Source organism: Pseudomonadales bacterium, assembly GCA_024234615.1.
In the GTDB taxonomy this organism is placed as follows: domain Bacteria; phylum Pseudomonadota; class Gammaproteobacteria; order Pseudomonadales; family IMCC2047; genus JAJFKB01.
Genome location: JACKNY010000002.1, coordinates 654,701 through 676,157, shown reverse-complemented (window position 1 = coordinate 676,157; position 21,457 = coordinate 654,701). Strand labels below are relative to the sequence as shown.

At 47.3% G+C, this 21,457-nt stretch carries 19 protein-coding genes; 13 read left to right on the top strand and 6 right to left on the bottom strand.

Annotated features, from left to right (window positions below; genetic code table 11):
* Window positions 1-38: 38 nt before the first annotated feature.
* The 3 genes from nrfD (at window position 39) to H6995_12305 (ending at window position 3,048) form a co-directional block, all read left to right on the top strand.
* Window positions 39-962 (top strand): polysulfide reductase NrfD, encoded by a 924-nt coding sequence (gene nrfD / locus H6995_12315; protein ID MCP5215783.1) that lies wholly within the window; start codon window positions 39-41, stop codon window positions 960-962.
* Between the two features lie 76 nt (window positions 963-1,038).
* Window positions 1,039-1,968, top strand: a complete 930-nt coding sequence (fdhD, locus tag H6995_12310; GenBank protein ID MCP5215782.1) for a formate dehydrogenase accessory sulfurtransferase FdhD — start codon at window positions 1,039-1,041, stop codon at window positions 1,966-1,968.
* A 192-nt stretch (window positions 1,969-2,160) separates the two neighbouring features.
* On the top strand, window positions 2,161-3,048 hold the full coding sequence (locus H6995_12305) for a helix-turn-helix transcriptional regulator (GenBank protein ID MCP5215781.1): 888 nt from the start codon (window positions 2,161-2,163) through the stop codon (window positions 3,046-3,048).
* A gap of 73 nt (window positions 3,049-3,121) precedes the next feature.
* Here the strand turns inward: H6995_12305 and H6995_12300 are convergent, their stop codons facing one another.
* Window positions 3,122-3,610, bottom strand: coding sequence for a MarR family transcriptional regulator (locus H6995_12300; protein MCP5215780.1), 489 nt, complete (start codon window positions 3,608-3,610; stop codon window positions 3,122-3,124).
* A gap of 262 nt (window positions 3,611-3,872) precedes the next feature.
* Between H6995_12300 and H6995_12295 the strand changes: the two genes are divergently transcribed.
* The 10 genes from H6995_12295 (at window position 3,873) to H6995_12250 (ending at window position 16,417) form a co-directional block, all read left to right on the top strand.
* The gene (locus H6995_12295; protein ID MCP5215779.1) at window positions 3,873-4,868 is read left to right on the top strand and encodes an LLM class flavin-dependent oxidoreductase; all 996 of its coding nucleotides are present in this window, start codon (window positions 3,873-3,875) and stop codon (window positions 4,866-4,868) included.
* 36 nt (window positions 4,869-4,904) lie between these two features.
* Entirely contained in the window at window positions 4,905-5,774 is an 870-nt protein-coding gene (locus H6995_12290; GenBank protein ID MCP5215778.1) for an ABC transporter substrate-binding protein, read from the top strand.
* Between the two features lie 38 nt (window positions 5,775-5,812).
* On the top strand, window positions 5,813-7,009 hold the full coding sequence (locus tag H6995_12285) for an OsmC family protein (protein ID MCP5215777.1): 1,197 nt from the start codon (window positions 5,813-5,815) through the stop codon (window positions 7,007-7,009).
* Window positions 7,010-7,240: 231 nt separating this feature from the next.
* Window positions 7,241-8,260, top strand: coding sequence for an AraC family transcriptional regulator (locus tag H6995_12280; protein MCP5215776.1), 1,020 nt, complete (start codon window positions 7,241-7,243; stop codon window positions 8,258-8,260).
* A gap of 232 nt (window positions 8,261-8,492) precedes the next feature.
* Window positions 8,493-9,386 carry a xanthine dehydrogenase family protein subunit M gene (locus tag H6995_12275; protein ID MCP5215775.1) on the top strand — a complete coding sequence of 298 codons (894 nt, stop codon included), beginning with the start codon at window positions 8,493-8,495 and terminating at the stop codon, window positions 9,384-9,386.
* Complete coding sequence (locus tag H6995_12270) at window positions 9,379-9,867, top strand: (2Fe-2S)-binding protein (protein MCP5215774.1); 489 nt, start codon at window positions 9,379-9,381, stop codon at window positions 9,865-9,867. Before H6995_12275 ends, H6995_12270 begins: the two co-directional genes overlap by 8 nt.
* Window positions 9,868-9,870: 3 nt before the next feature.
* Entirely contained in the window at window positions 9,871-12,987 is a 3,117-nt protein-coding gene (locus tag H6995_12265; GenBank protein MCP5215773.1) for a molybdopterin-dependent oxidoreductase, read from the top strand.
* 277 nt (window positions 12,988-13,264) lie between these two features.
* Window positions 13,265-14,215 (top strand): MoxR family ATPase, encoded by a 951-nt coding sequence (locus H6995_12260; GenBank protein ID MCP5215772.1) that lies wholly within the window; start codon window positions 13,265-13,267, stop codon window positions 14,213-14,215.
* 26 nt (window positions 14,216-14,241) lie between these two features.
* On the top strand, window positions 14,242-15,426 hold the full coding sequence (locus tag H6995_12255) for a VWA domain-containing protein (protein MCP5215771.1): 1,185 nt from the start codon (window positions 14,242-14,244) through the stop codon (window positions 15,424-15,426).
* A gap of 28 nt (window positions 15,427-15,454) precedes the next feature.
* Window positions 15,455-16,417: a helix-turn-helix domain-containing protein gene (locus tag H6995_12250; protein MCP5215770.1), complete on the top strand. Its 963-nt coding sequence runs from the start codon at window positions 15,455-15,457 to the stop codon at window positions 16,415-16,417.
* A 176-nt stretch (window positions 16,418-16,593) separates the two neighbouring features.
* Here the strand turns inward: H6995_12250 and H6995_12245 are convergent, their stop codons facing one another.
* The 5 genes from H6995_12245 to ybeY form a co-directional block, all read right to left on the bottom strand.
* Entirely contained in the window at window positions 16,594-17,847 is a 1,254-nt protein-coding gene (locus H6995_12245) for a DUF3179 domain-containing protein (GenBank protein ID MCP5215769.1), read from the bottom strand.
* Window positions 17,848-18,114: 267 nt separating this feature from the next.
* Window positions 18,115-18,468 (bottom strand): hypothetical protein, encoded by a 354-nt coding sequence (locus tag H6995_12240; GenBank protein MCP5215768.1) that lies wholly within the window; start codon window positions 18,466-18,468, stop codon window positions 18,115-18,117.
* Between the two features lie 83 nt (window positions 18,469-18,551).
* Window positions 18,552-20,081, bottom strand: a complete 1,530-nt coding sequence (gene lnt, locus H6995_12235) for an apolipoprotein N-acyltransferase (GenBank protein MCP5215767.1) — start codon at window positions 20,079-20,081, stop codon at window positions 18,552-18,554.
* A gap of 1 nt (window position 20,082) precedes the next feature.
* Window positions 20,083-20,946 carry a CBS domain-containing protein gene (locus tag H6995_12230; protein MCP5215766.1) on the bottom strand — a complete coding sequence of 288 codons (864 nt, stop codon included), beginning with the start codon at window positions 20,944-20,946 and terminating at the stop codon, window positions 20,083-20,085.
* A 3-nt stretch (window positions 20,947-20,949) separates the two neighbouring features.
* A complete protein-coding gene (gene ybeY / locus H6995_12225; protein MCP5215765.1) occupies window positions 20,950-21,456 on the bottom strand; it encodes an rRNA maturation RNase YbeY in 507 nt (168 codons plus the stop codon).
* Between the last annotated feature and the right edge of the window lies 1 nt (window position 21,457).

Below are 21,457 nucleotides of genomic sequence, written 5' to 3'. Positions count from 1 at the left end.
AGACACAAGACCATTAATTTATCGACTTGGTAACTATCATGGCAAATGAAAATATTATCGTAGGTGATACCTTTAAAGTAGGGTATCGATTCCAACGTTACTGGGACACCTCCATGGCTGCTGCTTTTTTCTGCTGCGAACTGGGGGCGGGGCTGTTTATGTTGTCTCAGTATTTTGGGTTTAAGCTGGGGATGCTGGTTGGATTAGTGTTCGCCGGTGTCGGCAAACCTTATTTCCATCTAGCACACATGGGAGTCCCTTCCAGAGCATGGCGTGCGATGCTGAGGCCGGATCGGTCCTGGATTAGCCGCGGCCTGATTGCAATTATGTTATTTGTGGGGGCTGGAGTAGCCTACCTGTTACAGCTGGAATATGGATTGTTAACCGCCATTTTTGGCGAGACGCTTGGTAGTTTCTTTACCGAATTAGCACGGATATTAGCTTTTGTTGCTGGCGTGGTGGTGATGGCATATCAAGGTTTTGCGATGGCGCACTCCAGCGCTTTCGCATTATGGAATACGGGTTTAATGCCAATTAGTAGTGTGTCTTATGCGATAACTACTGGGTTGGCGGCCTTGCTTGTGCTAGGTTGGGACGGATTTCTTGCACAACAGCCAGGGGTAAGACAACTGCTAGTGAACTTTACCCTGCTCATGTTGCTAGTTGATTTGGCAATAATTATGAGTTTGTTGCACGGCGCATATCACGGCACAACTGGTGGCCGCCAATCTGTAGGTTTATTGGTGAAAGGGGTTTACTCCCAAGCCTTTATTGGCCTGGTGATGGGAGTGGGTATCGCAGTTCCTGCGTTGCTGTTGTGGCTGGGTGGAACGAGTTATCTGCTGGTTGTTTTGGCCGCATTAGCCATTTTAGCTGGCTTCTTTACCTATCGTGTTTTAGTATTTAAAGCAGCTTTATACGAACCGATTCTTAGTTTTAAACCAAGAACGGCTAGCCTTTAAACTTTTTGTCCACAGCCCCGTCACGGAGCTGTGGACACTCCCCGATAGCGGTCGATCCCGTTTCGGGTATCCGCTTATGAAAAATCATCCTTCTACCGAGAAAAACCTCTCATGCCCAGTGCCTCGGCGGGGCGTACATCTTGTATCCGCATTCCATATTCCAAAACCGGGCGAGCCAGCGATTAAAGAACTTTGTCAGGTGGTTGAGGAAGATGCATTAACTATTGATATTGAAGGTATTGGTAAATATACCCTGATGTGGACACCAACAGAGAAGGTTGATGGTGCTATCGGTTTTACAGATGTTGATGGAATTTTAGGTGAATCAGAAAACCCTGAAGCTTTGGCGTTGGCGGCGGGTTTTGCCTTTACAGAAGGCATTATAAGCGGTCTTGACGATATCAAAACCATGGCGGTGTGTCCGGATGAACCGGAAGTAGTTCAAATGCAGTTAACCAATCCAGAAGCTGCCGTTGTACGCCGCCGTGATGTCATCATTACGAGCTCCTGCGGTATTTGTGGAAAACGCGATATTGTTGAAAATAATGCTTACGGATTGTCGAACGTTACCGATGAAATGCGCATGGGCTCGGAAGGCTTTGCCAAGTTGATGGAACAAATGAAACAAGGACAAGAGATATTCCAACATACCGGTGGCAGTCATGCGGCGGCAATTTTTTCGGCGGAAGGGCAAATCTATTCGGTGGCGGAAGACTTGGGTCGTCACAATGCTTTAGATAAGGTCATTGGCCGGCATTTGCTCGAAAACAAAAGCTTCAAACGCTGTGGTGTCCTGTTATCGAGTCGATTGAGTTTGGAAATGGCGGTTAAGGCGGTGCGCTCAGGTTTGGAAGTGATTGCCGCTGTGAGTGCCCCTACTTCCCTGGCGATAGATGTTGCTGAGCGGTTCGGAGTGACGCTCTGTGGTTTTGTCCGTGGTGAGCGTGCAACTGTGTTCACACACCCGCATCGTATTATCAATAACTTAGATTGTATCGACGCGTAGCCTGGCGCGCAAACTTCCCAGCATCCTAAAACTATTCTTTGCCGTCATTCGCGACGTCATGCAGAGTCCTGTTAAAAGAAGATTAGTAATGATAAATATTACTATTTTAGTTAAAGACTGTGCTAGATTACACCCTGTTTTAAGGTTACATATCTCTCAAGCTCAATCTAGGAACTAGGAGGTAATTAAATAATGGCGGCGCAAGAACCGACAAATTTGGGCGAACTATTGAAAAAATGGCGCTCGATGCGCAATTTAAGTCAATTAGATTTGGCGGTGCGCGCGGAAACTTCGGCACGACACCTGAGCTTTATTGAAACAGGCCGCGGTCGACCTAGCAAAGGCTTGTTGCTACGGTTAGCAGATGTCTTAGAGATTCCCTTGCGAGCCCGTAATGCGTTGTTAGAATCGGCAGGCTTCGCTTCCTGTTATAGCGAAACAGGGCTCTCCGAGCCTGAAATGGAGCAGGTGCGTAAAACCTTAGAGTTTATCTGCCGAGCGACAGAGCCTTATCCCGTGATGATTATCGACCGCTATTGGAATATTCTGATGGCTAATGAAGCGATGCAGCGAATTACAGAAATTTTTATTGATGATAAGAGCATGCTCGACCAGGCGGGAATTAATCTCATGCGCTTGGTACTACATCCAAGGGGGTGGAGAAAACACATTGAAAATATTGTTGAATTTGAGCTTTATATGGCCAGTCGTGTTTCGCGCGCGCTTAATTCTGATCCGCAGGATAAAAAGATGCGAGCACTTTGGGATGAAATTTGTACTTATCCGGATGAAAATGAAACGGCTTCAGCGCAGTCTTGGAATGGCCTGCCGCAGTTGCTCAAACCTATCCATTTAAAAAATGATGAATTGGAATTAAAGCTATTTACAACGATTGCCACTCTAGGAGCACCACAGGATATCACCTTGCAGGAGCTTAGAATTGAGTGTGGTTTTCCTGTGGATGAGCATTCTGAACGCTGCTTGCAGAAATTACGCTCCTCACATAAAAAGAATAAAGCTGGTGGGGGTGTGGAAGCAAAACCGTTAGGTATTTCGTCGATATCAGGGACACGGCTTTAGTGCTTGCTTGGGTCAATGTAGTCTTCTGCGCCGTAGCTAGCCCTTCAGATAAAGTGCTGTTTGCACGATATGTTTAGCTGTCTTGGGGGTTGAGGTTGGTGGTAATCTTATGCAGTGTTTTGATGGTGGTTTCCAGGTCTTTAATTTTGGTGCCGTCAAGGGCCTGATGGAGCACCTTTTGAGCTATTGGAACAATAAGGTCCCGAATGTCCTTGCCCTTTTTTGTCAGTCTAACTAAATAAGCACGGCGGTCATTACCGCATGTCTGTTTTTCTACTAATCCTTTAGTCATCAGATGGGTTAACATCCTCGTAACCGCCGGTCGGTCCTTATAGGTTAGTTCCGCGAGCATACGCTGATTGAGCGTCGGATGGGTTGCTAGTCGATTGAGTATCGCGAACTCTTGAGGGGTAATATCAAAACCAGCATTTTTGATATTTTTGGCGATTGACTTGCGGATAGCGTAAGCGGTTTGGCTGATCACAAAGCCAGGAACTCTATCGTAATCTTCGAAGCAGGTAAAGCTCCTTAAATCATTCGTTTCTGAGGCGCTCTTATCCAATATTTTGATCCCTTAGGTCTGATCGCTTTATGCTTTTTCTTGTTCGGATAAGCTAAGCATAAGCTTCTTAATTCCCTGTTTCAACTCTACCGTATCGAGCCTATGTTACTTTGTCTTTGCGTTCATATTGTGACTTTTATCATGAACAAGGCAGTTAAGAATATATTGTAAGAATAAAACAATAGTTGTAAAATACAACTATTGTTTTATTCTTAGTTAGCGCGGGTAGGATCATCGCCGAAAATGTGCTGAGGTATTAAATATGAGTATTTCATTTGATCTGGGCATATTACCGAATCGCCCCATTCAGGACTGCATACGTATGGGTATTGCAGCTGAGCAATTCGGCTATGGCGGGGTCTGGATTGCGGACTCGCATTCGGTCATGCGAGATGCCTATGCCATATTAGCGGTACTAGCGGTGCAGACTCATCGAATTAAGCTTGCAGCGGGCGTCACTCATACCGTAACCCGTCACCCGGCAGTACTTGCCAATAGTTGGGCAAGTTTACATGAGTTGTCTGGAGGTCGCGGTATTTTGGGGATCGGAGTGGGTGAAAGTGCGGTTGTTAACCTGGGGCTGAAGCCGGAGAAATTAGCGACATTTGATAATAAGGTGAGGGTGATTCGTGCGCTAATACAGGGTAAGGCGATTGAGTACGAGGGTAAAGAAATACAAATGGCTTGGTCGCAATTTGATGTGCCAATTGTGATGGCTTGTTCCGGTCCTCGTTCGCTCCAGCTGGGTGGTGGTTTGGCCGATGGTATCTTATTTCAAGTGGGGTCAAATCCATCTTTTGTACAATATGCAATTGATAATATTCGTATCGGCGCTGAGGCATCGGGTAGAAAACTTGAAGATATTAAGCTCTATATGAGGGTTGCCTGCGCTGTCTCGCAGGACCGTCAGCAGGCGCGTGAGGAAGTGAAAGGCTATGCTGCCGTTGCTGCTGGCACTACCTTTAAAACTGTGCCCAAGGAGTATTTCGACGAAACGCTCTGGCAGGAGCTTGATCGTTTTAAATCGCAGTATGATTATGCCGAGCATGGCAGTAATCGAGCGAAACATAAAGAATTATTGTCCGATCGAATTATTGATTCGATCGCTATTGCTGGCACGCCTGAAGAAGCTATTCCCCGCTTTCAGAAAATTATCGACATGGGTGTTAATGGGTTTGTTATGCCAGCCGGAATGGCAGACCCTTATCCCTACATGCAAACATTTGCAGAGCAAGTTATGCCGCACTTTATCGATTAACGTTGTTTGTCTATTAATTTAAGTTTAGAGCTCAATATGACTGAGATATGCCTGGGATTTAAGGCCTTTGATGCGCATGAATTATTATGTCATTTTGTGGCGCAACAAGCTGGGCTCTATGAGAAGTTTGGTGTCCAAGTTAAATTGCTGGATACCAATTTTGTGCCATCTGAAAGTTTACCGGATACTTGCTTCCAAGTAGCCTGTGGTGCGGCGCTATCCGGCTGGCTGCAGGGAGCTGCGCTGAAAGTTGTTTTAGTGGCGACGGATAAGCCATTATTTTGGCTCTACAGTAGAAGCGAGATAACGGAAATAACCGGCTTGGCTGACAGGCGGATTGCAAGCTACCCGATTAATGCTCCGCCCGCAAATTTGCTTCAGGCCATTCTGACTCAAGATGGGTTGCAGGGTGAGCAGTTAAGAATTGAAGCAGCTAGAGATGATGTTGCGCGATTAGGTTTGCTAATGTCAGGAGATGTGGCCGCTGCGGTGATAAGTTCAGCAATGCCTGTTGAACTCGTGGCAAGCAAGGGTTTTCAGCAGTTAATCTTTTTTGCAGACCGTCTGCGCGTACCCACTACAGGATTGGCGGTAACAGATTCATTGTTGCGAACAGCGCCTGAAAAGGTTGCGTTGATAGTGAACATTTTCCAGCAGAGCCTTAGTTTGATTCAGTCCGATGCTGAACTACTGCAACAGGTGCTGATGAAGTACTTTAACTTTCAAGGCCGGTTTGTTACTGCCAGCGCCGATCTGTTTAAAAGTTGTTTCAGTAAAACAGGAATAAGTAGCGATCAGATCATTGCTGACGCGGTTTCGACAATGGCGTGCCAGTTGAAAATTAACGAGAAAGAGTGGCCGCAGACGAATCTATACGACTTTCGTTTTATAAAAACATGTCTGTAGTTTTATCTTCACCTCAAAAGGCATAGTAGAAGTTGACAATGGATAGTATTGAAGCAAGTGAGTTTCCGCTAGTATTCAAAGCGGATCAGCAAAGTTTGTTACAAGCACCAGAGGTAGATGGCCGTATTTCTGTTCGTACCGCTACGCGCGCGCTGGCGGGCATGCAAAAGGAAGCTATTGTCTGTTATGGTCATGAAGGCTCGGTTTGGCGGACAGTTTGTGATGAAGGGCCCTGGCTGAATGGCACAGACCTGGCCCCCTTTCCCTTAGGATTTTTTAGCGCTGGACTGGTCGCTTCCTACCTGTCTGAATATCTAAGTCATGCTAAACATCAGGGGCTGGTGATTCGCCAATTGCAAGTAATGGTGGACAATCATTACAGCATGGAGGGGTCGCTCTTAAAAGGAACCATGACCGGCAGTGCTTTACCCGTTCACGTTACCTTCAGCGTTAATGCTGATGCTGATATAAATCAGCTCAATCAATTGTCTTATCTCGCTGTCGCGACTTCCCCCGCAGATGCCTATTTACGTGAAGCACAACGAAGTACATTTAGTTTGAATCGCAACTCAGAGCAGGTAAAGGTTGCAGAAGTATTGGCATCAGCGGGAGCGGCGGTAGAAGATCCGGAAACCCTGTTTAACAAAACGATACCTAGTAAGAGCGAGCTGATAGCGGAAGATATATTAGAAAAACTGGAGGCTGTTGAGTCTTTGGGTGGAGACAAATTAGGCGCAATTAAGAGCGCCGGTAATGTGGGCTTGTCGGAGAATCAAAAACGCCAGTTGCATGTGCGGGGCGTGGGTAAGCTGCGGTCCGATGGCATGAAAGAGGTGAGAGTGGCCTGCTTTACCCCAGTGGGTAGCGTGTTTCAATTGTTGAGTGACGATTCTATCCTTTGCGGTGGACAGGAGCGCGCTCCCTCTGGGCTCGTCTATCTGGCGGCGGGGTTATCCTATTGTTTTATGACACAGCTCGGTCGCTATGCGCAGGTGGCAAAACAAGAACTGCAAAGTTATCGAATAGTGCAGGATGCTCATTTTAGCTTGCCGTACGCAATCTCGGCAAAACAAGAGCCAGCAACCAGCAGCGCTGTTGATACACAGGTGTTTTTACAGACTCGGGAGTCGCTGGAAAATACCCAACGGTTGCTCCGAATGGGTGAGCAAACCTGTTACTTGCATGCCGCCTGTCGTACGGCGATTAAGACACGTATCCAGACGGCAAAAATATAATATCAACGACGGCGCTTGCAGACTTTATTTGTTTGATTTGAGTCAACTTTTGTCAGGTATTCTCGCATTTGCAGCGTCAAAACTATCCATAAACAGTTAACTTGCTAGAATGCTCGTTTAGCGGTAGTCTTGGTGAAACTAACTTGTCAGACAGACGAATAAAAACTGGCTCCATTAGGAATAATGCGACGTACTAGGTAGACTCTAGGTTTTCGCACATAGATAGTTCTTATGCAGCAATTCCCATCACAACATCCACAGCAGTTTCTGCCGGATCAGTATCTCTGGTTCCGCAGCCGTAATCTTGATGAAGCGCGAGACACTATTTCTAATGCTTATGACTCTCACCAATTGGACACCATTGGCGCGCGTCGTAAAGTAGATATTAGCCTGCATGTGGCTGCGCTAAATTCCGTGAGTTTCAGTCTGGTGCAGTACAGTTCTGATGTGGTGGCAACAGTCGAGGAAGGTTCAGGCGTTTATGTGCTAATGCCGCTTACCGGACAATTAGAGGTCAATAGCGGTGGTCAACGAATATTTTGTGAGCCTGGATATGCCGTTATTCAAAATTCTGGAGTAGGTTTTCAAAAGGTGATGCGCAACAACTACCGGCAGCTGGTGGTGAAGTTTAACCCCAATGTGCTGATGCAGCACTTGGAAGAATATAGAGGGATTAAAGCGACCGCACCAATCCATTTTGATACCACTTTGGATATTCATAGCAGCAAAGGAGCTTCCTGGTGGCGCACTGTTAATTATGTGATGGAAGAGTTGCGCAACGCGGATATGGATGGCCCACAACAGCTGATTAATGAGCCATTAGAAAGACTGTTAATTCAGAATATTTTACGCTGCCAAACTCATAATTATTCAGATGCGCTGGAAGCCCCTCGCAGCTATCAACTCGCGCCCTGGTACGTGAAAAGAGTGGAAGAATATTTGCAGGCAAGTTTAAGCGAGTCGGTCACACTAAACGAACTGGCGAAGCTAACTGGCGTGAGTCCTCGTAGCCTTCAGTATGGTTTTAAAAGGGCTCATGGGATTACCCCCATGCAGTACCTTAAAGATCTGAGGCTGGAGCAGGTTCGAACTAAATTAGTTCGAGGCGATATCCATACTTCAGTGACGACTGCCGCTATGGCCTGCGGCTTTAAACAGCTAGGCTGGTTTGCGAATCAGTATAAAGAAAAGTATGGGGAGACGCCTTCGGAAACGTTACGTAGGGGAACGTCCGAAAGAGTCTTTCTTTAAATGCGCAGCAAATATAAAAATAACTAGCTCGTTTTTAGCGGGCACAAAGAATGGTAACCTCCTTTATCCACAAAATTATTGCGTGATTCTGCCAGCGAGTTCGCTATATCCATAGCGCTTGCGGCCTATAAGAATAGAATGGTAAGTTGCGCCTGTTTGTTTGAACGCAACATTTTCGTAACAGCGGTAACTTTTCGTAATAGCGGTAACTAAGCGTAAACGAGGAAAAAGCATGTATCCTGCACCCTTTCAATACTACCGACCGGAGTCTCTACAGGAGGCTATTGGGCTTTTGACTAAACTTGGTGACGAAGCCAAAGTCATCGCCGGGGGGCAAACATTGCTTCCCATGTTAAAAATGCGTTTGGGCGATATGTCTTATTTAATAGATATAGGACGTTTGCCTGATCTTTCCTACATAGAGCAGAGGGGAGATACGATTCATATCGGCGCGTTGGCGACTCATGCGGACATCGCCAATTCAGACGCCGCCAAAGTCATTCCCCTGTTAAAGGATTGTGGTGGCGGCATTGCCGACAAACAGGTCCGAAACCGTGGCACTATCGGTGGTGGACTCAGTGTTGCCGACCCGAGTGGTGATTGGCCGACCGGATTGCGCGTGTTAGATACGCTGATCGTCTGCACAGGGCCAAACGGAACCCGCAACGTTGATCTTAAGGATTTTATAATCGACTCATACACGGCTGATTTGCGTGACGGCGAGTTGGTGACCGAGGTGCAGATAAAAGTACCGCCTGCCAATAGTGGCGGTGCCTATGTGGCCTTTAAACGCGCCGCGCCGGCATATCCCACCAGCACCGTTGCCGTGCAACTGACTATGAACGGTGATAACTGTGACAATATTCGAATGGCGTTAGGCGCATCGGGTTCTAAATCCATTGTTTCAGAAGAGGCTGAAAATTTATTAAAAGGCCAACCGTTGACGCGCGAAAATCTTACCAAAGCGGCTGAGGTTATTGTTGCCGCCTCGAAACCGCCGGCCGATGCACGCGGCTCGGAAGAGTTCAAACGTGCCATGCTGCGTTCATTGGTGGTTGAATCTGCCGAACGTGCAGTAGCGCGTGCACGCGGTGAAGAAATTAAAGGAGGACATCGTTATGCCTAATTCTGCTCAGTTGGTGACGATTGAAGTCACTGTGAACGGCAATAAATATAGCCGAAATATTGAACCGCGGATGCTGTTGGTTGAGTTTATTCGCGAGGAGCTGAGCCTGACAGGTACCCATATCGGTTGCGACACCAGTTACTGCGGTGCCTGTAGCGTGTTGCTGAATGGCAAGTTGGTTAAGTCCTGTACCGCACTGGCGGTTCAAGCCGACGGCGGCGAAGTGATGACGGTTGAGGGCTTGGAGAAAAATGGTGAGTTACACCCGTTGCAAACGGCGTTTTCTGAACATCATGGATTGCAATGCGGTTATTGTACGCCGGGGATGCTGATGGCCAGTTATAGTTTGCTGGAAGAAAACCCCGCACCAAACCGGGATGATATCTGTAAAGGCATTGCAGGTAATGTGTGCCGCTGCACTGGTTATGTCAACATTATTAAAGCCGTTGATGCTGCGGCTAAACAAATTAAGGAGGGCTAACCGATGGAAATGTCATTTGATGGCGAATTTGAAGTAGCCATTCCACGCGAAGAGACCTTTGCATTGCTTAGTGATGTGCGCAAATTCGCACCGATTTTTCCAACCTTCCATAGTATGAAAATGAAGGAAGGTGAAGACGACATTCATATCGTTAAGGTAAAAGTTGGTATTGGTAAAGTACATGGCATCGCCACGACGGAAATGTTTCTGGATGAGTGCATAGCACCTAAGCGAGCCAGTTTTACCTGTACCGGTAAAGTCATGGGCGGTGCCTACAGCACTATTGCTTCCTTTGATTTAGAGGACTCGCCCAGCGGCGGTACTTTGATTAAATGGCGTGGCACATCTCAAATCTATGGCAAGATTCTTTCCCTCGCTGGCGGCGGTATGCGTGGTTATGCCGAGAGTGAAATCAATAAACTTATCGGTAGTTTACAGGATGCGTTAAGTAGTAAGGAACACTTTGAAGAAGTCGTGGCGCAAGCGCATGCCAAGCCACCAGAAAATATCTTTACCGGCCTGATCAACTTCTTCAAGGGACTGTTTGGTGCGGGACCGAAGGATGAAAGTGAGACGGAAACTGAAGCGGAAGCCGTTGCTGCACCGAAAACTGCTGCAACTAAACCACTGCATAAAGACACTCTGTTACCGTTCAAACCGATGTCACATAGTATTGATGTGGATGGTGATATTACTCAGAATTGGGTCGGACAACGCTTGCGCCGCAAAGAGGATGCCCGTTTGATTCGAGGCCGCGGACATTTTGTCGATGATGAGCAATCCGCAGACATGCTGCACGTGGGCTTTGTGCGTTCGCCTTATGCTCACGCCAAAGTTGGCGCGATTGATGTCTCCGAAGCTGAAGCTTTGCCGGGCGTTGTTTTGATTATGACCGGCAAGCAGGTTGCCGAGCAGACGCAGCCCTTTATGCAGGTAGGCGCTGCGCCGGGTAATCAGCTGGTCGATTATGGTATCGCCGTTGATCGTGTTCGTTATCAAGGCGAACCGGTAGTCATGATTGTCGCGACCTCGGCACGCGAAATTGAAGACGCCGCCGAAATGATTGATGTGACCTATGAAGGTCTGCCGGCCGTGGTGGAATCGGAAGATGCGCTCAAAGACGAAATTATTTTGCATGAAGAAGTAGGTACCAATGTTATCTTCAGCGGTGTCTGGGATCATGGTGATGTGGATAAAGCTTTTGAAGAAGCGGCTCATGTCGTCAAAATCGGACGTCTACATTTCCACCGTTTCTCCAGTACGCCAATAGAAACAGCGGGTGCGGTAGTGAGCTGGTCGCGTCAGGGTGAAGTAGATATTCTGTCGAACACTGGTCTACCGGCTATCGCATCGCAAATGATCGGACCTTATCTGGGTGTCAGCACCGAGCAAATTCGTTCCCGCAGCATTGATGTTGGTGGTAACTTTGGTACTAAAACAGTAACCTTCCCCTTTGTTGGTTTGACCGCGCTGGCCTCTAAAAATGTTGGCGGCCGACCGGTCAAGTGGATTGAAACGCGCAGCGAAAATTTACAGTCTTTCCATGGTGGAGAGCGCACTTTTTTGGATACCGAAGTGGCGCTGGACAAGAACGGCGTTATCATCGGTCTGCGTTCGCGTCATCTGGACGATTGCGGTGGCTACACGCGTTATGAACCGCTCGGAGCTTCCATTTGGGCTCAGGTATACAATGCCATGTATACCATACGTAATATTAAAATTGACTTTACTCAGGTAGTTGCTAACAAGCCGCCCTGTACACCAAACCGCGGTTACTCGCGGTTACAGCATCTTTGGTTTATGGAGCGGGTATTGGATATCTGTGGGCATGAGTTGAATATCCCTGCGGATGAGATGCGTCTGCGAAACTATATTCAGCCTGACCAGTTCCCTTATACGACACCGAACGGCAATATTTACGACTCTGGCGATTATCCGCAGATGTTGCAGAAAGCGAAGACGCTTATCGGCTATGATGATTGGATAAAAAAACAGGCTGAATGGCGCGCTCAAGGCCGGCTGGTAGGTATTGGTATCGGCTCGACAGTTGACTCAGGAACCAATAACTTTGGTCAATCAGTCTATGTTAATCCAGATTCCGTTTTTTCCGGAAATGCGGAAGCGGCGCGTATAAAAATTGGCTTGGACGGCTCTGTTATCGTTATGATGGGTTCGGTGCCCCAAGGTCAGGGTCACGAAACCGTTGTGGCGCAAGTTGTTGCGGATGATTTAAATATCAGCCCTGATATGGTCACAGTACGGCCAGGATTTGATTCAAATTGGAACACCTATGCCGGACTTTCCGGCACTATTGCCAGCCAGTTTGTCGTAACAGGATTATCCGCAGCACATGGCGCGGCGGAGCAGATCAAGAAGGAACTCAAACAGTTGGCAGGTTTTGCGCTGGAGGCGAATGAAGACGATCTTGAATTAGGCATCGGAGGTATGGGGCCTGAGGTCAGGGTAAAAGGTTCGCCGGATAAGGCCATTAATTATTGGATGTTGTCCAATCTGGTGAATTCTAATAACGCCCGTTTACCGGAAGCGTTACGAAATATCGATCTGAATGTGCAATACGTCTATCGACCGCCTTTTGAAATGCCAGATCCGGTTAAAAGATATGGTAATCAAACCTTAACCTACTCTGCGCAGATCCATATTGCGGTGATCGAAGTCGACCGCATTAGTGCCCAGCCTAAAATCCTGGATTATGTGGTGGTGGATGACTGTGGTGTGGCGATTAACCCGAAAATTGTTGGGGGACAAGTACATGGTGCTGTTTGTCATGGTATTGGCGCTGCGATGCAGGAGCAATTCCAGTTTGACGCCAGCGGCAACATGATCACTGGCACCTTTACGGATTATGCTCCGATGACATCCATGAATATGCCGGCGTTCAAAACTGCTGCAATTGAAACGCCATCACCCTTCAGCTATAACGGCGCCAAGGGTTGTGGCGAGGGCGGCGGTGCGCCGCTGCATACGGTATCCGCTGCGGTTCAGGATGCTTTGTTTGCTGAGGGCGTGATTGTGAATCAGTCACACAACTCGCCGTCGATTCTTTTAGAGGCGATGAGAAAGCCAAATCGGGTAGAGTTTGTTGAGGTGTCGTCGCGATAATACGCAGAAACTAAATGTTTAAATGATGGGGAGCAGCCGTGGCCGCTCCCTTTTTTTTGCAAGGTCTTGGCATTGCCGTACAATGCTGCCTTGTCTTGTAAAGAGGCTATAAATGTCCTGTAAGCACTGAGGTGTCAAGCCATTAACCGAAAACCCTCTAAATTACAGCAACTACAGGTAACATGAGAGCATTTAAATACGTATAATTATCATTAAAGAATTAAGTAGAGATTCCTTAATATTTTGTATGTCGATCTGAATCCAGAGGTAATTGTCCATGCGTGGTGGTAACCCATTATTTGACTCCATTGAAGATATCGAAAAAAAATTTGCCGATCAGGGTTATATCACCGATAGAATGCTGGCCACGACCGTTTATTTATCAACCGTACTGGGCAAACCCATATTTTTGGAAGGCGAACCCGGTGTTGGTAAAACTGAAATTGCCAAAGTCATGTCGACGGTGTTGGGATCGGAGCTGATTCGCTTACAATGCTATGAGGGGCTCGACACGCACACAGCCATGTACGAGTGGAATTATCCCAGACAGATGTTGGAGGTGCGGTTACAGGAAGCCAGAGGTATTGAGAAGGAGCAGATCGGACGCAATATCTTTAGCGAAGAATTTTTGTTAAAGCGGCCATTACTCAGCGCCATTCAGGCGGAGGGTGAAGTACCTCCGGTGCTGTTGATCGATGAGATTGACCGTTCTGATGAGGAATTTGAGGCGTTTTTGCTGGAGATACTGTCTGATTTTCAAATCACTATTCCTGAAATCGGCACCATCAAATCGAAGTTGCGTCCGGTGGTCGTGTTGACCTCGAACCGTACTCGTGAATTACATGATGCACTTAAACGTCGTTGTCTGTATCACTGGATCGATTACCCCTCTTTTCAAAAGGAAATGCGGATTGTGGCGGCGCGTGTGCCCGGCATCAAAGAACGTCTGTCGCGGCAGGTATGCCGTTTTATGGAATTGATCCGCCAGGAAGATCTCTATAAACGCCCGGGTATTGCGGAGACCATCGACTGGGCGCGGGCGTTGTTATCACTGAGTGCTGATGAACTTGATCCTGATGTGGTTTATGCCACCTTGGGCTGTATACTGAAGTTTAAAGGCGACATGGAAAAAGTGCAGGAAGCCAATTTGCGCCAATTGGTTGACCGTGCGCTCCTCACGGGCGAGACAAGTGGTTCAAGCTATTCATCCGGACCGCAGTCAAATTAAGGGTTAGTGTTCCCTTTCGGGTATTAATGGTGGCCAATCTAACGACACAAGCCCAGATCAGGTATGAAAAAATATTACTTGATCAGGTTGTTCTGTTTTTCCGTGTTCTGCATGAAGCCGGGTTAGCCGTCAATTCAGCAAATCTAATTGATCTTTGCCGTTGTTTTGAATTCATAGATATTAGCAATCGCGAAGATTTTTACGCGACCGCCCGCGCTACCCTCGTCTCTAACCAGGCCGATATCGAACGGTTTGATGAGCTTTTTATACAATTCTGGCAACAGCCCGATAAAGTACTTCTGAGCGCCGAAAAGAAAGATGCATCCGATAACCTGGACGGTGAGGAAGAGGAAGACAATCAGGAAAAAATGCAAAAACAGCTACAGGCGGATGACGACGAGGGCGGAGATCAGGCGGCTCATGAGACGCTATCCGAACTCGCGTATAGTGCTGATGAAGTGCTTATGCAAAAGGACTTGAGTGAAATGTCGGCGATTGAGGTTGAGCGTGCGCGCCAAATGATCAAGGAGTTTGTCGCCATTATCGCCAACTATAAAAGCCGCCGTTATGTGGCGGATAAAAAACGTGCCCGGCTGGATTTTCGTCGAATGATGCGCCGTAATGCTCTGTTTGAACAGGTGGGTTTAAACATGGCCTATAAAGCGCGAAGAATAAAAAAAACCAAACTGGTTTTGCTCTGTGACGTTAGTGGTTCGATGGAAAGGTATAGCACTTTTTTTATCGAATTTATCTATGCCTTGAAAGCGGAATTACCCGACTTGGAGGTGGCGGTTTTTTCCACACGTATGACGATGATCACTGAGTTGCTTAAAGCCAAAACGGTAGAGGAGTCGCTGGCGCAAGTGTCGGCACAGGTACATGACTGGGCGGGGGGCACCAATATCGGAGGCTGTTTACGTGAATTTAATGACAGATTTGCACGTGAAATGTTGCACTCTCGCTCGGTGGTGATTATCCTGAGTGACGGCTGGGACAGGGGCGATGCCTATCTGATGCGCGAAGAAATGGAGCATCTGCATAGTCGCGTGCATAAACTGATGTGGCTTAATCCGCTGCTAGGTGGTTCGGATTATCAACCTATCTGTAGAGGTATGCAGACCGCCCTGCCTTATCTGGATTATTTTCTCCCGGTGCATAATTTGGAAAGTCTGGCTGAACTGGCTAGAACTCTGCGCACTGTTTGGCGTTAACAATAGAATATCGGCAGTAAACGAATCAGTGACAGTAAATAAAACCATGGATACCGCAAAAAACCAACAGGGTACGCTCTATCATGCCTCCTTTGTTGCCGATGATACGCGTGCGCACATATCCAATGCCGACAGTGGCAGCTATAAGCAGTTGCCCTTAGGAAAATTAAGCGTCTGTGATATTGTGACAGAACCCATAACGGTGCACCGGCTGCCTGAAGATATTATTCAGGATGCGGTGGATGACTATTTTTTAACCACGCAACTTGAAGGAACCGCATTGGTCAGCCAGGGCGATACGGAGTTTAGTCAGGGGCCTGGAGATTTAGCACTGATGGCGGGGGGCTTGCCCTATTCAATAGAGTACCCTAAACATGCCCGGCGCTTGATATTACGTATCCCTCATACGGTTTTTCATGAACGTATTCTGAGTAAGGATGAATGTGATTTTCATGCTCAACTCTTACGCGGTGGCGGCCTCGTCGCTATTGTTACCGACATGCTTAAAGCCTTGGTTTTAGGGGCAGAAAAGCTTAGTGAAACTGAGCAACATACGCTCGCTGAAAGTTTTTTAGAGCTGGTGGCGGCGGTGATACGTTCGAATTTAGAAGGTATTAACCCTCAGATTTCGCAACGATCAGCATTGTTTCGCCGCATCTTGGCTTACATGGAAAAACATTATTGTGATTGTGCCGTTACCCCGGAAAAAATTGCTGAGGCTAATGGTATTTCAACGCGCTACCTGCACAGCCTGTTTCAAAACTCAGGCACGACCGTAGGCAAGTGGATTCGGGAGAGACGCCTTAAAGCCACACGCGAAGACTTGCTCGACCCTTCTAAAATCAATCTGCGCGTGAGTGAAATTTCCTTTGGTCGGGGTTTTAACGACTCAGCACATTTTAGCAGAGCATTTCGCGAGCGTTTTGGCATTTCTCCCAGCGAGTTACGTGGCAAGGTAAGTGAACAGGAGTTACCCAAAAATGAAGATTAAAGCGTCAATTTGTGTCACTCTGAATTAAACCTGCTCAGTCGCCCAGGGCCGTTTGCTCGGTACGAGAGATAACTAAAATCGCCAATACTTTGGCTGGATCCATAGCCGAAAAATAGCGTTCTTTTGGTGATGCTCAATGCTGAAAGTGCGCAGTATATTCTCCGTCAGGCGTAGCATTAAACTCGATTGACGTCGGTACTCTTGTTGAAGTCATACCAAATAAACCAAAACACCGCATTCTTCAGAGTTTCCAGACGTGCTAATTTGCCCTGATCGCTGTTCCCAAAAAGATCCACAGAGCTGACGGCATTGCCGCTATCATTGTAATACGCAGCCACGGAATCATAGTCGGCGTCGTAAAAAATAACCACGGGCCGATTACCTATTTCAACATTTAACAGGTTGCCCTGCTCTTGGATAAAGGCTTTGGTGTAGGCAACAAAATCGTTGCCGACGTTGATGCCGTAGACGAGCTGTTTGCGCGGCAGTCGGTCGTCAAATTCTTTGATGGTTGGGAACGCGGGCTCATTGGACTGCCATTGCAGTGTGCGGACGGCATGGACCATGATGCCGTCCCGAATGGCCGTATCGAAAGCCCTCACCAGGGCGTTATCGCTCTGTTGGCGGATGCCGTTGATGAATACTTTGCCGTCGGGGTAGAGTGTGCGGAATGAGCCAAAGGGCATTCGAATGGTTGCCCATTCTTTCATCGCGGGACCATGTTCGCCATCACGTTCAAGAGTTCCCCAGAATTGCTGAATAGGCTCGCCGGTATTGCTGTCAACCATGACTAGGTTATTACGCAATTGTGTCATAGCGCGCAGCTTGAGGGGCTGATCGCCAATCACAGGGGAGTAGGCAATTCCCATATTGGTTAAGCCGCAATAAGTCATTACTACCTCTTCGCCATTGATGGTGCCAGCATTGGCCACATGGGGTTGCAGCATGTAATAATCGGTATAAGCGCGGGCTCCCTGATCGGTTTCCAACACCATAACATTGATTTCGTCGACGTTATTAAAGTGGTCTTTCTCGTAGCTGGCATGCAGCATCTCCTGCATATATTTAGGAGCATCGTCAACGCTTACAAACATGGCGTCGTCACCGAGTTTCGGGCGAAACATGAGTTTGGTATTAAGAAAGCCGGAGTACCAGTTGAATAAACACACAAAAATAAGTAATGCCATGAGTGGCGTTTTTATGAGCAGTTTGTTATTTCGCCATAGCCAAATACTCCCCGCCAATGCCGCCAGAGTAATAATTGCCAAGGGCCAGCGCAGGTACCAAACCGCCATAGTGAATTTGCGAGAGGATTGTACCCACCACTGGCTGATATCCGCCAAATCCTTAAACAATATAAAGGCGCATACCTGAGCGACCAACATTAAACCCCAGAAAAGAATTTTGTGTTGTTTTCTGATCATGTTCATGTGGTTTCTCCTAAGGTCTTTGAATAGACTCTTTTGAATAGCATGGGGTTGACTGTAACTATTTAATTAGATGGAAATAATACCTGTCAAATAGGGCATGACAGTTAAGCATAACCCGAGTGATTAAGACAGGGAAGGGCATTGAATGGCAAAATCCGTTCCATTTTTTGGAACGATCAAAAGGTAATATTAGTGCTTTTGGCACAGACCATAGACACACAGCATATCAACTGGAAGTTGGCTAGGTGGGCTAGCGCAGATTCAAGGCTATTTCTGAGTTTCAAAGGCTTGCGGTGGTGTGTCCGAAACTCGTCGCCAACCGGCAGCTAGACCTTCCGCCACTTCCATGCCAATGCCGCGATCCATGATTTCGCCATTATCAATCCAGGCTAATTCGTAATAGTCGCCGACTTTCTTTATTTCCAATTCGAAACCGCCTACTTCTGCTCCACCCTTATCAAAATAACGGATTTGATAGGTTCCGGTATATCCCTGTGCCGGGCCTCCAGTGGCTTTGCCTGTGCCATAAACACCCTTGCTAAAAAAGGGATGGCACCATTTTGCATTGAGGCTGCCAGGTTCATCTCCTGGTGTATAGAGAACAAAACCAATATTGAACATGGGATTCTCCGGATAGTTAAGAGGGAAAAATTAGGCTACGCTGCAATTAAAAATTGTACAATTACCTATTTAGTAATCAGGTGTTATTGCCGGGAGCGGCGGCTACAGGAAACAATAAGAAAAATCAGGCATAACAATAAAATAGGCGTTGAACCCCAGCGGGTGAAAGGGGTTAATCCAGACATGAGCCTCACTTGTCCAGTCAAGCTGGTTTGCTGAAACTGCTCAGCTTGATCAAGAGTCCGCCCAGACTGATCCACAATTGCGGTGATGCCGGTGTTGGTGCCGCGAATTAAATAACGCTGATTTTCCAGCGCACGCATACGTGCCATTTCCAAGTGCTGGTGTGGGCCGATAGAACTGCCAAACCAACTATCATCACTAATGGTTAATAAAAAATCACTCGATTTTGCCAAGTGGCGGACGAAGTCTGGGTAAACAATCTCATAGCAGATATAGGGGGCGATGAGGATGGAGTAACCGTCTTTTTTGATACGCAAGGGTTGTTGGTTTTTGGGGCCGGGCCCAAAATCAGACATAGGAAGATCAAAAAATTGAATCAAGCCGCGTAAAAGGTGTTGGAACGGTACGTACTCTCCAAAAGGTACTAATTTTTGTTTGTGGTAGATGCTGTCGGTACCGTCGCCAAAGGTAATCACGCTATTATGCAGTTTGCGTGGGTTGTTCGTGGTTTCGGGTTGCCAATAGGGGATACCGGAGATAAAGGTGGTATGACTTTCTTCGCCAAGAATATTTAAGCGGTTCAGATAACGAGTGGCTTGATGAGCAAAAAGCGGAATCGCATTCTCCGGCCAAACGATGATGTCGCTATCTTGGTGCTGTGCGGATGTGCTTTCTAGCAACCTAAGGGTGATGGGTTGTTGCTCAGGGCGCCACTTAATATGCTGACTTATATTGGGTTGTACTAAGGTGACTTGAAGTGGTTCGCCATAGGCGTGCGACCAGTGTATAGATTGTAAGGTTAAGCCAACGCTCCAGGTAGACAGTATGAGCAGAATGGCTACGTAATGCTCCCATCGCCATTGGCTAAAGGGCTTTTTCAAACATTGGAACATGAGTGCAGCCGTCGCTGCGACAATGAAACTGAGCCCATAAACACCCATAATCGGGGCCCATCCCGACAGCCAAGTATCGATATGCGCATTGCCGAGATACAGCCAGGGAAAACCAGTTAATAGCCAGCTGCGGAGCCATTCGAATAGCACCCAAAGGGCGGGAAATGAGACTAATACGCAGTATTCGCGCTGGCTGAAAATCTTAACATAGAGATAAGCAAAGGTTGCGCTTAGCAGCAATGCTAAACCAGCGACAAATAGTCCAGTAAGTAAGAGCGCAAATAGAACCGATGTGAAGCCATACTCATGGATACTAAAGTATATCCAAGAAGCGCCAACGCCGAAGAAGCCAAGACCATATAACCAGCCTCGGAAAAAGGCTTGCTTTGGGGTGGAGGAAGCCAGTGCCATTAGGAAAAAAAATAGAGAAATAACCCCCATTGGCCAAATCTTAAAGGGGGCGAATGACAAAGGTGCTAGCCCGCCAGCAACAGTTGCGAGAATGCTGCTTGGTGGTTGGCTTAGTCGAAATACCATGCTAGGCGGGAGAGGTTTGCCTGTTACAGGGAGTTACCTTAAGAGAGCGAATTCGTCGGTTATCAGCAGCCAACACCTTAAAGGTAAGCCCTGCAATTTCAACAGCTTCATGGCGCTCGGGTAACCGGCCAAAATGCTGCATAACGATACCGCCAATAGTATCAAACTCCTCATCGCTAAACTCGAGATTGAAGTGTTCATTAAACTCATCGATGGGCGTCAGTGCGTTCACAATGCAGCGTCCGTCTTCTGTCTCCCGGATCCAGGCATCTTCCGCATCAATATCAAATTCGTCTTCAATTTCGCCTACTATTTCTTCCAATACGTCTTCAATGGTTACCAAGCCGGATACTCCGCCGTATTCGTCGATGACCACAGCCATATGGTTGCGGTTGGAACGAAACTCGTTCAGTAAGGTACTCAGACGCTTGCTTTCAGGAATGACCGTCACTGGACGTAAAATATCTTTGAGCCGGAATTTTTCTAAATTGGTATTTAACAGTAGAGGCAATAAATCTTTGGCTAGTAGGATGCCGAGGATTTCGTCGAAGCTTTCTCCGATCACAGGGAAGCGTGAGTGCCCGGAAGCCGTAATCGTGGGTAAAAATTCTTCAGGTGTCTGGTGGGCCTTTACAACGACCATTTGGGGACGCGGAATCATTATGTCTCGAACTTTCATGTCCGTGACTTCAAGCGCGCCTTGGATAATATTAAAAACAACACCATCCAGAAGCTGTTTATCCTGAGCTTCTCTCAGAAAGGCGAGGATATCCTCCTTGCCTTTTGGTTCGTTACTAAAAACTTGGGTAATTTTTTGCAACCAGGATTTCGGTTCCTGGCTGTCGAGCAGTTTGTCGTCGTTCATGGTTTAGTCGGTTTCATTCGGGTGAGTAATGGTAAGCTCTTGATAGGGATCAGCAATGTTGAAATGAGAGAGGATGTGGATTTCCTGGCGCTCCATGGCTTTAGCGTCGTTTGTATCTTGATGGTCGTAGCCTAGTAAGTGCAATATGCCATGAACAACCAAATGTGCCCAGTGTGCGTTTACGCTTTTGTTCTGATCGCTCGCTTCCTGCGCCACCAAAGGCACACAAATGATGATGTCGCCTAATAGACGATGGTTTGTCGTTTGTGGAAAGCCCGGAGGAGCTTCAAATGGGAAAGATAAAACATTGGTGGCGCCAGCCTTGTTGCGATAGGTTTGGTTAAGTGTTGCGCTTTCGTCATTGTCCACCAAGCGAATACAGAGTTCTATTTCCCGGATATCACTGAGTTGATCTTGCAACGCCTGATGAATCCACGACTCAATCTCCTCGTCGCTCGGGGTACCGGGCGCATCAGATGAACGCTGGATATCAACGAAAATTTCGGTCATG

Bases quoted from the DNA above. Each gene is read 5' to 3' on its own strand.
- H6995_12240 (MCP5215768.1), bottom strand. From the start codon at position 18,468: ATGTTCAATATTGGTTTTGTTCTCTATACACCAGGAGATGAACCTGGC.
- fdhD (MCP5215782.1), top strand. From the start codon at position 1,039: ATGAAAAATCATCCTTCTACCGAGAAAAACCTCTCATGCCCAGTGCCT.
- H6995_12275 (MCP5215775.1), top strand. From the start codon at position 8,493: ATGTATCCTGCACCCTTTCAATACTACCGACCGGAGTCTCTACAGGAG.
- H6995_12245 (MCP5215769.1), bottom strand. From the start codon at position 17,847: ATGAACATGATCAGAAAACAACACAAAATTCTTTTCTGGGGTTTAATG.
- H6995_12290 (MCP5215778.1), top strand. From the start codon at position 4,905: ATGACTGAGATATGCCTGGGATTTAAGGCCTTTGATGCGCATGAATTA.
- H6995_12270 (MCP5215774.1), top strand. From the start codon at position 9,379: ATGCCTAATTCTGCTCAGTTGGTGACGATTGAAGTCACTGTGAACGGC.
- H6995_12280 (MCP5215776.1), top strand. From the start codon at position 7,241: ATGCAGCAATTCCCATCACAACATCCACAGCAGTTTCTGCCGGATCAG.
- H6995_12295 (MCP5215779.1), top strand. From the start codon at position 3,873: ATGAGTATTTCATTTGATCTGGGCATATTACCGAATCGCCCCATTCAG.
- H6995_12305 (MCP5215781.1), top strand. From the start codon at position 2,161: ATGGCGGCGCAAGAACCGACAAATTTGGGCGAACTATTGAAAAAATGG.
- H6995_12260 (MCP5215772.1), top strand. From the start codon at position 13,265: ATGCGTGGTGGTAACCCATTATTTGACTCCATTGAAGATATCGAAAAA.
- nrfD (MCP5215783.1), top strand. From the start codon at position 39: ATGGCAAATGAAAATATTATCGTAGGTGATACCTTTAAAGTAGGGTAT.
- H6995_12265 (MCP5215773.1), top strand. From the start codon at position 9,871: ATGGAAATGTCATTTGATGGCGAATTTGAAGTAGCCATTCCACGCGAA.
- ybeY (MCP5215765.1), bottom strand. From the start codon at position 21,456: ATGACCGAAATTTTCGTTGATATCCAGCGTTCATCTGATGCGCCCGGT.
- H6995_12230 (MCP5215766.1), bottom strand. From the start codon at position 20,946: ATGAACGACGACAAACTGCTCGACAGCCAGGAACCGAAATCCTGGTTG.
- H6995_12255 (MCP5215771.1), top strand. From the start codon at position 14,242: ATGGTGGCCAATCTAACGACACAAGCCCAGATCAGGTATGAAAAAATA.
- H6995_12285 (MCP5215777.1), top strand. From the start codon at position 5,813: ATGGATAGTATTGAAGCAAGTGAGTTTCCGCTAGTATTCAAAGCGGAT.
- lnt (MCP5215767.1), bottom strand. From the start codon at position 20,081: ATGGTATTTCGACTAAGCCAACCACCAAGCAGCATTCTCGCAACTGTT.